This is a genomic window from Klenkia terrae (assembly GCF_900491935.1).
In the GTDB taxonomy this organism is placed as follows: domain Bacteria; phylum Actinomycetota; class Actinomycetes; order Mycobacteriales; family Geodermatophilaceae; genus Klenkia; species Klenkia terrae.
This window is the reverse complement of sequence record NZ_UEXK01000004.1, coordinates 2636049-2648489: the sequence shown is the minus strand read 5'-3', so window position 1 is coordinate 2648489 and position 12441 is coordinate 2636049. Positions and strand designations below refer to the sequence as shown.

Here is a 12441-nt window from a genome sequence, read left to right as displayed (position 1 = left end):
GCGGTGACCAGCTGTGCGCGTCGTGCCGCGCGGCCACCCCTTGGGGTGGGGGTGTGGGACCGTGGAGCCGGGCACAGATCGGCACCGGCCGCTGTTCCCCCTGGTGAGGTCCCGAGCGCAGCACTGCGCCGACCCCCGAATCCCCAGCTCCCGAAGGACACCGTGACCGACTCCCCCACCTCCCGCCGCCGGGTCCGCAGCCCGGCGCAGCGGACGACCGACGCCTCCACCCGCAGCCGCGACGAGCGCCGCGCCCAGCAGACCTGGGTCGACGGCGCCGAGCCCGCCCTGCCGGTGCGCACCACCCGCCCCGAGCACGTGGTCTTCCACCTCGGCCCGACGAACTCCGGCAAGACCTACGAGTCGCTGCAGGCGCTGGCCGCCGCCGGCTCCGGGGTCTACGCCGCCCCGCTGCGCCAGCTCGCGCACGAGGCCTACGCCAAGCTCTCCGCCCAGCTGCCCCCGGGCACCGTCGGGCTGTCCACCGGCGAGGAGGAGATCGACCCGCACGCGCCGATCGTCTGCTGCACGGTGGAGAAGGCCCCGCCGCGCGGGGAGATGCTGGTGCTCGACGAGTCGCACTGGGTCGCCGACCCCGATCGCGGCCACCACTGGGCCCGGCTGCTGCTGACCGGTGAGTACCGCGAGATGCACCTGATCTCCGCGGCCGAGGCGCTGCTGCTGCTCAAGCCGCTGGTCGCCGACGCCGAGCAGGTCGTCGTCGTCAACCACAAGCGGCTGTCCCGGCTGGACGTGCTGCCCGCGCCGGTGAAGCCCTCGCAGGTCCGCGAGCAGACGCTGGTCGTCGCGTTCTCCCGCAAGACCGTCTACGCCGTCGCCGCGCAGCTCGACCCGCACAGGCGCGGCAAGGTCGGCGTCCTCTACGGCGCGCTCCCCCCGGCCACCCGCCGCGACGTCATCGCCCGGTTCACCCGCGGCGAGCTCGAGGTGCTCGTGACCACCGACGTCATCGGGCACGGCATCAACGTGCCGGCCACGACGGTGCTGTTCGCCGAGACGCAGAAGTTCGACGGCACCGAGATGCGCCCGCTGCGCACCTGGGAGGCCGCGCAGATCGCCGGCCGGGCCGGGCGGTACGGGCTGACCGGGCACGGCCAGGTCGGCGTCCTGGGCGGGATCGCCGGGCTCAAGCCGTTCGCCTCGCTGGTCGCCGCCGGTGCCGCCGTCGCCCGCGGCGACGTGATGAGCGACCTGCCCAACCGCAAGCCGCGGCTGCGCCCCGAGCTCGACGACCTGGGCGCCTTCGAGGCCGTCGACCTGCCCGAGGCGCTGACCCGGTGGTCGATGTGGGCGCGCACCGCCACGAAGACCGAGGCGATGGTGCCCGACGACGTCAGCGGCCTGGTGCTGCGGGTGCACGCCCTGCTGCCGATGCTGCGCGGCCCGCTGGCCACCGACCTGTGGACGGTGTGGCGGCTGATCAACCTGGCGATCGACCACGACCCGCCGCGCAAGGTGCGCTGGCTGGCGCTGGCCCGCGCCGCCCTGCAGCACGAGGCCGGGCTGGCGGTGTCCCGGGAGCTGGTGCTGCCGGCCGTGCCGCGCAGCTCGACGGTGCAGGACTACGAGCAGGCCGCGGCGCAGGCCCGCGAGGCGCAGACCCTGCTGCGCTCGTTCCCCGGCGTCGCCGGGCTCACCTCGGCCGACGCGGCCGAGGTCGAGGAGCGCTGCGCCAACAAGATCACCGAGCTGCTGCCGGAGGCGATCAGCCTGTCCACCGCGGCCCGGTGCACCGGCTGCGGCACCGGCATCGCGCCGTGGTTCACCACCTGCCGGGACTGCGGCACCCGGCCGAGCGGGCGCCCGTCGTCCGACCGCCGTCCGCCCCGGGCCGGCGCGGGTCGGTCCCAGGCCCCGTCGTCGTCGGGGTCGTCCGCCGGGGGGCGCGGGGCCGGCGGGCGCAAGCCGCGCAAGTCCGACGTCGGCGCGGGCGGCCGGCAGGACCCGCAGGCGCACGACCGGGCCGCCCGCGGCCGTGGCTCGGACGCCGGTCCGCCGCGCAGCGACTCGGCGCGCCCCAAGCACCGCCGTCGCGGCCGCTCGGCCGGCGGCCCCACCGGGGCACGCTGACCCGACGCGCCCCGGGTGCTGCACCCGGGGCGCGTCGGTGCGGTCAGTGCTGGCGGGCGAACGGGCCCTGGATGGCGAGCACGTAGCCCTCCTCCTGGATCCCGACGAACAGCGTCTTCCGGTCCGGGGAGAAGGTCGGCCCGGCCAGCTCGGACCCGCTGAGGTCGTTGCGGGCGAAGAAGAACGTCTCCCCGGCGGAGTTGGACCCGACCAGGTGCTGCTTGCCCTCGCCGTCCTCGGCGATGATCAGCCCGCCGTAGGGCGAGACGGTGATGTTGTCCGGCCCGTCGACGTCGGAGTCCTGGTCGGCCGGGGTGTAGGCGAACCGCAGCGTGAGCCGGATCGTGTCGGCCAGCGGGTCGAGGAACCACACCTGGCCGTCGTGCGGGGCGTCCAGGGAGCGGTCGAACGACGACACGAAGTACACACCGCCGTCGCCCCACCACATGCCCTCGAGCTTGCGGGCCCGGGTGATCGGCTGGGCGTAGGCCTGCAGCCGGGTCGACATGGTCGCGGCGTCCCGGTCGGGCACCGTGACCCACTCCGTGGCGTAGGTGGTGCCGATCTCGGTGGCCTGGTTCAGGTCCGGCACGAGCACGCCGTCCCGGGTGGCCCGCAGCGCGGCCAGCGTGCCGTCGGTGGGACCCAGCCGCCGCAGCGACCCCTTGCCGAGCGGGAGCGCGGCGGCCGGCGGCGTCCAGCGGTAGAGCAGACCGTTGGGGTTGGCGGCGTCCTCGGTCAGGTAGAGCTCGGAGGTGTCCGGGTCGACGACCACCGCCTCGTGGGCGAAGCGGCCCAGGGCCTTGATCGGGCGCGGATCGCGGTTGGCGGCCTGGTCGTAGGGGTCGACCTCGAAGCAGTAGCCGTGCCGCTGGGTCAGGCCGTTGGTCGCGGTCGGCACGGCCTCGGTCTCCTCGCACGAGACCCAGGTGTTCCAGGGGGTGCGGCCGCCGGCGCAGTTGTTGTGCGTCCCGGCCAGGCTGACCCGCTCGGCGACCCGGCGGCCCTGCTGGTCGACCTCGATGGTCGTCGTCCCGCCCCCGGCGCCGGGGTCGTAGGTCAGGCCCGGCACCGCGGGGACCCGGTAGGGCTCGTCGCCGCCGATCTCGTGGTTGTTGACCAGCACCGCGCCGCGGCCGCCGGGGCGGGTGAAGGCCGCGGTGCCGTCGGGGTCCGAGGGCGTGACCACGCCGCCCTCCATCGTCGTCACGCCGGCCTGGGCGACGACGGTGTAGCTGAAGCCGCGGGGCAGCGCGAGGATCCCGCGCGGGTCGGCCACGAGCGGGCCGTACCCGGTCCCCGGGCCGGGGGTGCCGGGCCGGCCGGGGACGCCGCCGGGGGCCGCGGCCGCGCTGCCGGCGCCGAACAGGGTGTCCACGCTGCCCACGAGGGCGATGCCCAGGCCGGTCACCGCGGTGCGGGAGATGAAGCCGCGGCGGGAGACCGAGCGGGTGGCTTCGTCGGACGTCGTCATGGGTCGGGCTCCGAACGCTGGGGGGACATCGACCCGGGTCACCCTGCGCGGCGGAGGTGACCGGCAGGGGAACCCCGGGCGAAGACGACGGGTCTTGTGCCCCGGCTCACACAGCTCTACGGTCACTCCCAAGGCGAGCATCGTGCTCGCATATGGATCAGGAGTGACCTGTGGCCGCGAAGTCGTTCGCCTCGTCCGCCGACCTGGGCGTCAAGGAGCAGACCCTCGAGGTCCTGGCCGACGGCGTCTACGCCCTGACGGCCGAGGGCGACCCCAACCTCGGCGCGATCGAGGGCGAGGACTTCCTGGTCTGCTTCGAGGCCCTGGCCACCCCGGTCGCCGCCCGCCGCTGGCTGGCCAAGCTGCGCGAGCACACCGACAAGCCGGTCCGCTACCTGGTGCTCAGCCACTACCACGCCGTCCGCGTGCTGGGCGCCTCCGCGTTCGACGCCGAGGTCATCGTCTCCAGCGAGCAGACCAAGGGGCTGATCGCCGAGCGCGGCCAGCAGGACTGGGAGTCCGAGTACGGCCGGATGCCCCGGCTGTTCGAGGAGCCCGAGTCCATCCCCGGGCTGACCTGGCCCACGATGACCTTCCGGGACAAGCTCACCATCGACCTGGGCGGGGACCGCGGCGACCTGGTCCTCGAGCACGTCGGCCGCGGCCACACCGAGGGCGACATCGTCGCCTGGCTGCCCCAGCACAAGATCATGTTCGCCGGGGACCTCGTCGAGTCCCAGGCCGCGCTCTACACCGGCGACGCTTTCCACTTCGACTGGGCCGCCGGCACCCTGGACCGGGTCAAGGCCTTCGGCGCCGAGCAGCTGGTCGGCGGTCGCGGGAAGATCGCCCGGGGCCGGGACGAGGTGGACGCCGCCGTCGAGCAGACCCGCTCGTTCCTCACCACCATGCACGACACGGTCGGCACCGCGCACCGCGCCGGCGGCACCCTGAAGGACGCCTTCGACGCCACCCACGCCGCGCTGGCCCCCACCTTCGGGCACTGGCCGATCTTCGAGCACTGCCTGCCCTTCGACGTCTCCCGGCTGTGGGACGAGTTCTCCGGCGTCGAGCGACCGGTCATCTGGACCGCCGAGCGCGACCGCCAGGTGTGGGACCAGCTGCAGTCATGACCGAGCCCGTACTGGTCGTCGGCTGCGGACCGGTCGGCCAGACCACCGCCCTGCTGCTGGCCCGCTGGGGCATCCCGGTGGTCGTGCTGGACAGCCGGCCCCGGCGCGACCTCGTCGGGTCCAAGGCCATCTGCCAGCAGCGCGACGTCCTCGACGTCTGGGACGCCGTCGGCGTCGGCGCGGAGGTCGCCCGGCAGGGGGTCACCTGGACCACCGCGCGCACGTTCCACCGCGACCACGAGGTGTTCAGCTTCGACTTCGTCGACCGGGGTCGCTCCCCCTTCCCGCCGTTCGTCAACGTCAGCCAGTGCCTGACCGAGGAGCTGCTGGACGCCGCGATCGCCGACCAGCCGCTGGTCGACGTCCGCTGGGACCACGAGGTCACCGACCTCGCCCAGGACGACGACGGCGTCACCGTGCGCTGCGCGGACGGCAGCGAGCACCGCGGCAGCCACGCCGTGGTCTGCGGCGGACCGCGCGCCGACGTGCTGCGCCGGGCCCTGGACCTGACCTTCGACGGCCAGACCTTCGGCGACCAGTTCCTCATCTGCGACATCCGCACGGAGCTGCCCGGCTGGGAGACCGAGCGCCGGTTCTACTTCGACCCGGTCTGGAACCCGGGCCGCCAGGTGCTCATCCACCCGTGCCCGGACTCCACCTTCCGGATCGACTGGCAGGTGCCGCCGGACTTCGACCTGGCGACCGAGGAGGCCTCCGGCGGGCTGGACGCCAAGATCCGCCAGGTCATCGGCGACCGGCCCTACGAGGTCGTCTGGAAGTCGGTCTACCGCTTCCACTCCCGCGTGGTCGACCGGATGCGCGTCGGCCGGGTGCTGGTCGCCGGCGACGCGGCCCACCTCGTCTCCCCCTTCGGCGCCCGCGGCCTGAACTCCGGGGTGCTCGACGCGGAGAACGCGGCCTGGAAGATCGCCTTCGTCCGGCGGGGCTGGGCCGGGGACGACCTGCTGGACAGCTACTCCGCCGAGCGGCACGCCGCGGCCGTGGAGAACCTGGACGTCACCGCGGCCACCATGCGCTTCCTGGTGCCGGGCCCCGCGGAGGAGGCCGCGCACCGGGTCGACGCCCTCCAGCGGGCGACGACCGACCCGGCCGCCCGGGCGCAGGTCGACAGCGGCCGGCTGGCCGAGCCGTTCTGGTACGTGGAGTCCCCGCTCACCACCCCGGACCCCGGCCGCCCCTTCGCCGGTCGCCCGCCGCGTGGGGAGGCGCCCCCGGCCGCACCCGGGGTGCTGGTGCCCGACTGCCCGGTCACGGTCGCCGGTCGCCCCGACCTCACTCGGTTGCGCCAGCTCGCCCGGGACGGCCTGACCGTCCTCCTCGCCGACGACGCCCCCGCACCCACGGGCCGGGCGGACGACGGCGGGGCGCCGGTGGCGGTCCACCGGCTGGCCGACCTGGACCCCAGCGGTGTGCTGGCCGGGATCCTCGGCGCCCGCCCCGGCGAGATCTGGTTGCTGCGCCCGGACGCGCACGTGGCCGCCGTCCTCACCGACCCCGCCGACCTGGCCGCGGCCCTCGGCCGCATCGTCACCCAGAACATGGAGCTCGTCTGATGGCGTTCTACCGGCAGGTGGGCAGCGTCCCACCCAAGCGGCACACCCAGCACCGCTCCCCCGAGGGCGCCCTGTACCGCGAGGAGCTGATGGGCGAGGAAGGCTTCTCCTCGGACTCCTCGCTGCTCTACCACTCCGGCGTCCCCAGCTCGCTGGTCGACGCCCGGACCTGGGAGCTGCCCGACCAGTCACTGGTGGCGAACACCCCGCTGGTCCCCCGGCACCTGAAGCTGCACGACCTGTTCACCGACGCCGCCCGGGACCCGGTGCTCGGCCGGCGGCTGGTGCTGGGCAACGCCGACGTCCGGATCTCCTACGCGGTGTCCTCCCAGACGTCGCCGTACTACCGCAACGCCACCGGCGACGAGTGCGTCTACGTCGAGCGCGGCACCGCGGTCGTCGAGACCGTGTTCGGGGCGCTGAGCGTCGGCCCCGGCGACTACGTCGTCATCCCACGGGCCACCACGCACCGGTGGGTGCCCGACGGCGAGCTGCGCACCTACGCCGTGGAGGCCAACAGCCACATCGCACCGCCCAAGCGGTACCTCTCGAAGTACGGCCAGCTGCTGGAGCACGCGCCCTACTGCGAGCGCGACCTGCGGGGGCCGGCGGAGCCGCTGCTGGTCGAGGGCACCGACGTCGAGGTCTACGTCAAGCACCGCGGCGACGGCCCGGTCGGGCTGGCCGGCACCGTGCACGTCGTCCCCGAGCACCCCTTCGACGTGGTCGGCTGGGACGGCTGCCTCTACCCCTACGCCTTCAACATCAGCGACTTCGAGCCGATCACCGGCCGGGTGCACCAGCCCCCGCCGGTGCACCAGGTGTTCGAGGGCGCCAACTTCGTCATCTGCAACTTCGTGCCGCGCAAGGTCGACTACCATCCGCTGGCGATCCCGGTGCCCTACTACCACTCCAACGTCGACAGCGACGAGGTCATGTTCTACGTCGACGGCGACTACGAGGCCCGCAAGGGGTCCGGCATCGGCAAGGGCTCGATCACCCTGCACCCCGGCGGGCACAGCCACGGCCCGCAGCCCGCCGCCATCGAGGGCTCCCTGGGGGCCGAGTACTTCGACGAGCTCGCCGTCATGGTCGACACCTTCCGGCCGCTCGGGCTGGGCGAGGGCGGCCGCGCCTCGGACGACGGGAAGTACGCCTGGACGTGGTCCGGCCGCGGACCCGGCGCGTGAGCCACTCCGGCTCCTGGCTGGACCTGGCCGACGACACCGGGTTCGGCCTGGAGAACCTGCCGCACGGCATCTTCTCCACCGCCGACCGGGCCCCGCGGACCGGCATCGCGGTGGGCGGCTGGGTACTGGACCTGGCCGGGGCGACCGGGGACCCGGTGCACACCACCGGCACGCTGAACGCCTTCCTGGCCGCCGGCCCGCCGGCGTGGGCCGCCCTGCGGGCGCAGGTCACCGACTGGCTCACCGACCCCGCCCACCGGGACCACGTGCAGCCGCACCTCGTCCCCCGCGCCGACGTCACGATGCACCTGCCGGTCCAGGTCGGTGACTACGTCGACTTCTACAGCTCCCGGCACCACGCCGAGAACGTCGGCCGCATCTTCCGACCCGGCTCCGCCCCGCTGACCCCGAACTGGGAGCACCTGCCGATCGGCTACCACGGCCGGGCCGGCTCGCTGGCCGTGTCGGGCACCCCGGTGGTCCGCCCGCGGGGTCAGCGCAAGGCCCCCGCCGATGACCTGCCCACCTTCGGGCCCAGCACGCGGCTGGACATCGAGGCCGAGGTCGGGTTCGTCGTCGGCGTCCCGTCCACCCCGGGCACCCCGGTGCCTGTGGGCGCGTTCGCCGACCACGTCTTCGGGGTGTGCCTGGTCAACGACTGGTCCGCCCGCGACCTGCAGGCCTGGGAGTACGTGCCGCTGGGCCCCTTCCTCGGCAAGTCCTTCCTGACCTCCGTGTCGCCGTGGGTGGTGCCGCTGGCCGCGCTGGAGGCCGCGCGCACCGACCCGCCGGCCCGCGGGACCGCCGTCCTCCCCTACCTGGACGACGCCGGGCTGCGGTGGGGCCTGGACCTCACCCTGGAGGTCCGCCTGGGCGGCGAACTGGTCGCCACCCCGCCCTTCGACCAGATGTACTGGACGCCGGCCCAGCAGCTGGCGCACCTCACGGTCAACGGCGCTGCGGTCCGGACCGGCGACCTCTTCGCCTCCGGCACCGTCTCCGGGCCGGGGCGGGACCAGCGCGGGTCGTTCCTGGAGCTGTCCTGGGGCGGGGCCGAACCGTTCGCCCTCGCCGACGGCACTCCGCGCACCTTCCTGGAGGACGGCGACGAGGTCGCCGTCACCGCCACCGCGCCGGGTCCCGGCGGCACCCGGATCTCCTTCGGGGAGGTCACCGGCACCGTCGTCCCCGCTCTCGAGGTCGCACCCCCGGTGACCGGGTAGCGTGCGGGCACCGGCTCGTCCGGGGCGCCCCGGACCCGGCGTCGAGAGGGGGACAGCCCCCTCCTGACGGGGTGCGCACGCGCCCGGGGAACGGTGCCGTGAACCCCTCCACCGAGTCGCCCGGGTCCGACGGCCCGCGGCTCGGTCGCCCCCGGGACGGGGCACTGACCGACCGGGTGCTGTCCGGAGCCCAGGACGTCGTGATCGAGCAGGGTCCGGACCGGCTGAGCGCCGATGCGCTGGCGGCCGTCACCGGGGTCAGCCGGGCCGCGATCTACCGGCGCTGGCCGGACACCGCAGCACTGCTCGCGGAGATCGTCACCCGCTGCCGCCCCGTGCCCGCCATCCCGGACACCGGGTCCCTGCGCGGTGACCTGGTCGGCCTGCTCGAGCCCTGGACGCGCGCGCTGGACCGCGACGAGCGGCTCGTGGCCACGGTGCTGGGGCGGGCCCGGCACAGCCCTGCCCTGCGCGCCGGCCTGGAGGCCGCCGTGGTGCACCCGCTGGACGCCGCGGTCGCGACCGCGGTCGACCGGCACGTCGCCCGCGGCCACGAGGTGCCGGCGGCGGGGCGCGTGCTGCTCGGCCGGCTCCTGCTCGCCCTGTGGTGGGAGCGCTACGTGTCCGAACCCGCGGCCACCACCGACACCGTCGTCGCGGAGATGGTCGACCGGGCGCTGCTCCCGGTCGTGCGCAGCACCTGACCGGCGGACCGCCGACGGCCCGCCGTGCTGATCAGCGGGCGCCGTCCCGACGGGCCACCACCAGGGCGTTCTCCACCCGCAGCCAGGTCGCGGCCAGCGGCTCGAGCCCCGCGCGCATGCTGTGGGCGGTGGCCGTGGTGAACCCGGCGCCCTCGAGCTTGGCCTGGACCAGGGCGGCCGTCCGGGTCACCTGCGAGGTCTGCAGACCGCCGGCCAGGATGCCGAGCTGCCGGGGACCGACCCGGGCGAGCTGGACGTCGCCGGCCGCCTCGCGGACCACGGCCACCGCGCGGCGCAGCGAGCGTGCCGTGCGGACCACCCCCAGGTCGACCAGCGCCAGGCCCACCGGGTCGCCGACCGGCACCGACGCCTCCTCCTCGGCGAGGAGCAGCCCGGCCCACCCGCGGCGGTTGGGCAGCCGGCTGACCGCGTCGAGGTTCGCCGCGCTGCGCTCGTAGGCCTCCCGGCGGACACCGGCCAGAGCAGCGACCTGGCCGGCCAGGGACGCCTGCAGGGCGGTGGCCTGGACCTCGAGCATCGCGGACCAGTCCCGGTCCTGCGCCTGCAGCGGCGCTGCGCTGAGCCCGACGAGGGAGCCCAGCCGCGCGCCGTCCGGGGCGGTGAGCGCGATGCCTAGGTAGCCGCGCACCCCCCAGCTGTCCGCGATCCGCCGCAGGGCGGGCTCCCTCCCGCGGCCGAGGTCACCGACGACCGTGGCCGCCGGGCCGGTCAGCAGGTGGTGGCACAGCGACCGGTCCAGCGCGATGGGCGTGCCGACCGGGTAGCGCGCGGCGGGGGTGGCCGCCCACGCCGACCCGGGCTCGGCGGCGCGGGCGGTGGTCTGCAGGACCAGGCAGGTCCAGGTGTCCTCGGTGGTCCGGGTGATCGCCCAGGCGTCGACGCCGACCACGGAGCCCAGCAGCGTCAGGGCCGCCCGGTCGCCGGGCATCGCGCCGGCCGACGGCGGCGGGACCGGCCTCGGCTGCGGGGTGGTCGCCCGGGCGGACAGCACCTGCACGGTGGGTGCGGTGTGGATGCCGTGGGTCAGCTCGTCCAGGAAGTCGGTGGCCGACGACGTCACAGCAACTCCTCAGTTCCGGTACGACATGTATCGCAAGTGGTGGCTTCATCGGCACCGACACGTCTCAGTTGCAGTCGAACCCGGCAGCGGGTGGTGCGATCGTCGTCACCGGGTGAGTCACGTCACAGACAGGGCCCCACCGGTTGGACCTTCCCCAGTTAGGTAATGCTCAGTCAGCACATCCGGGTGCCCATCACCTCGGTGCGCCCAGGTGCACCTACGAGATCAGGGAGGCGTCGTGGCCGCCAGATCCGGCCGACCGCTCGACGGCGCGCTCACCGTCACCCTGCTGGACTGCACGCTCGAGATCCTGGCGCAGGACGGGCTGGGGAGGATCACCACCGACGTCGTCGCGGCGCGGGCCCAGGCCGGCAAGTCCGCCATCTACCGCCGGTGGCCGTCGGCCCAGGAACTCGTGGTGGACGCCCTGCGGACCTGCACGCTGGTCCCGGACGTGACCGACACCGGCTCGCTCCGGGGTGACCTGGTGGCCCTGCTCGACCCGTGGACCCACCCGCTGGACCGCTGCGAGCGCGCGGCCTCGGCACTGCTCGGCCACGCGGGCCGGGGCACCGTCCTGGACGAGGTGCTGGAGCGCGGCGTGGTGCAGCCGTTGGCCGCGGCCGTCACCCGGATCACCGACCGGCACGCAGCCCGCGCCGACGTCCTCACCGGGGTGCAGGTCCGACTCCTGGTCGTCGTCGTGCAGTCGATGTGGTGGCAGCGGTACACCAGCAACCGACCCGCGTCCACGACGGCCGAGGTCGAGCAGATGGTCGACCTCGTCCTGCTCCCCATCACGACGAGCTGAGCGACCGGTCACCGGGTGCGCGATCGGGTACGTTCCGGTCGTGCGCCCCGCGCACCGACGTCGTGATCCCTGCGGCCAGCACCGCTAGCCGCCCGGAGATCCAGTGCTCCCCCGACGACCCGCCTGCCCGCAGCGCGGTCGGTCGCGATGACCGCGGCGAGCAGGTTCACGGAGGTCCTGGCCCGACTGGTCGGCGAACCGGACCGGGACGACCTGCTGCCCGACCAGGTCGCCGCGGCCTGCGTGGCTGCGCTGCCGGTGGACGGCGCGAGCCTGAGCTACACGCTGCTGCCCGACCGGCGACTCCCCCTGGGGGCCAGCGACCTGCAGGCGGCGGCCGCCGAGCGGCTGCAGTACGCCACGGGCGAGGGTCCGTGCCTGACCGCGCAGCAGATCCGCGGCGTGGTGGTCGCACCGCTGGAGGAGCTGAAGGGCGGGTGGCCGCTGTTCGCCGTCCAGCTCGTGGCCCACACCCCCTACCGGTGCGTCGTCGCCCTGCCCGTGGGCGGTGCGCTGGCCGGGGTCGCCGCCCTCGACCTGTACCTCCGGGACCCGGGCACCCCCACGGCGGGGACGCTGGCCGACGTGGCGGCCGTCGCCGAGCTGGTCGGGGAGGTCCTGGCCGACGACCTGGCCGGCGAGGAGGACATCGTGCTGGGGCTACCCCGGTCCTTCCGTGCCCTGCCGATCGTCGAGCGCCACCGGGTGTGGCTGGCCGTCGGGCACATCAGCGGGCAGCGCGCGCTGACCACCAGCGACGCCCTGTCCCTGCTCCGGGGCGCCGCCTTCACCCTGGGGCTGGACCTGGAGACCACCGCCAACCGCGTGCTGAGCGGGGAACTGGTCATCCCCGACCTCGGTGGGCCGCCCTCGTCGTGAACGGGCGGCACCGGCGAGCGGAGGGCGAGGGATTCGAACCCTCGAGGAGCGCTAACCCCTAGCGGTTTTCAAGAATGCTGGTGCCTCTGACGCGACCTGCACGAAATCGCATAACCGCAGCTCAGAGCGTCACGAGAGTCACCGCCCATCACCGCTCATGACCCACATTCGCCGTCGCTACGGGCACGTAGCGGGCACGAAGCACGTGCGGTTGAACAGCTCTTGACCAGCACATACGTCCTTGAGGATGGGGTGACGCATCCTCGCGGCGGGGGCACGAC

10 protein-coding genes are annotated in these 12441 nt (G+C 74.5%); 8 read left to right on the top strand and 2 right to left on the bottom strand.

What is annotated here, in order from left to right:
* The first annotated feature begins 162 nt into the window (after positions 1–162).
* A complete protein-coding gene (locus LFA75_RS13340; protein ID WP_225234115.1) occupies positions 163–2091 on the top strand; it encodes a helicase-related protein in 1929 nt (642 codons plus the stop codon).
* A 43-nt stretch (positions 2092–2134) separates the two neighbouring features.
* On the opposite strand, the gene LFA75_RS13335 is transcribed toward LFA75_RS13340, so the two are convergent.
* Positions 2135–3565 carry an alkaline phosphatase PhoX gene (locus tag LFA75_RS13335; RefSeq protein ID WP_225234114.1) on the bottom strand — a complete coding sequence of 477 codons (1431 nt, stop codon included), beginning with the start codon at positions 3563–3565 and terminating at the stop codon, positions 2135–2137.
* 170 nt (positions 3566–3735) lie between these two features.
* Between LFA75_RS13335 and LFA75_RS13330 the strand changes: the two genes are divergently transcribed.
* From LFA75_RS13330 to LFA75_RS13310, 5 genes are all read left to right on the top strand, one after another.
* On the top strand, positions 3736–4698 hold the full coding sequence (locus tag LFA75_RS13330) for an MBL fold metallo-hydrolase (protein WP_225234113.1): 963 nt from the start codon (positions 3736–3738) through the stop codon (positions 4696–4698).
* Positions 4695–6272: an FAD-dependent monooxygenase gene (locus LFA75_RS13325; protein ID WP_225234112.1), complete on the top strand. Its 1578-nt coding sequence runs from the start codon at positions 4695–4697 to the stop codon at positions 6270–6272. Before LFA75_RS13330 ends, LFA75_RS13325 begins: the two co-directional genes overlap by 4 nt.
* Positions 6272–7462, top strand: a complete 1191-nt coding sequence (locus tag LFA75_RS13320; RefSeq protein WP_225234111.1) for a homogentisate 1,2-dioxygenase — start codon at positions 6272–6274, stop codon at positions 7460–7462. Before LFA75_RS13325 ends, LFA75_RS13320 begins: the two co-directional genes overlap by 1 nt.
* Positions 7459–8685 carry a fumarylacetoacetase gene (fahA, locus tag LFA75_RS13315; protein WP_225234110.1) on the top strand — a complete coding sequence of 409 codons (1227 nt, stop codon included), beginning with the start codon at positions 7459–7461 and terminating at the stop codon, positions 8683–8685. Before LFA75_RS13320 ends, fahA begins: the two co-directional genes overlap by 4 nt.
* Positions 8686–8783: 98 nt before the next feature.
* Positions 8784–9389: a TetR/AcrR family transcriptional regulator gene (locus LFA75_RS13310; RefSeq protein ID WP_225234109.1), complete on the top strand. Its 606-nt coding sequence runs from the start codon at positions 8784–8786 to the stop codon at positions 9387–9389.
* Positions 9390–9420: 31 nt separating this feature from the next.
* On the opposite strand, the gene LFA75_RS13305 is transcribed toward LFA75_RS13310, so the two are convergent.
* Positions 9421–10470 carry a hypothetical protein gene (locus LFA75_RS13305; protein WP_225234108.1) on the bottom strand — a complete coding sequence of 350 codons (1050 nt, stop codon included), beginning with the start codon at positions 10468–10470 and terminating at the stop codon, positions 9421–9423.
* Positions 10471–10708: 238 nt separating this feature from the next.
* Between LFA75_RS13305 and LFA75_RS13300 the strand changes: the two genes are divergently transcribed.
* Complete coding sequence (locus tag LFA75_RS13300; protein ID WP_225234107.1) at positions 10709–11281, top strand: TetR/AcrR family transcriptional regulator; 573 nt, start codon at positions 10709–10711, stop codon at positions 11279–11281.
* A gap of 147 nt (positions 11282–11428) precedes the next feature.
* Positions 11429–12160: a hypothetical protein gene (locus LFA75_RS13295; RefSeq protein ID WP_225234106.1), complete on the top strand. Its 732-nt coding sequence runs from the start codon at positions 11429–11431 to the stop codon at positions 12158–12160.
* The last annotated feature ends 281 nt before the right edge of the window (positions 12161–12441 follow it).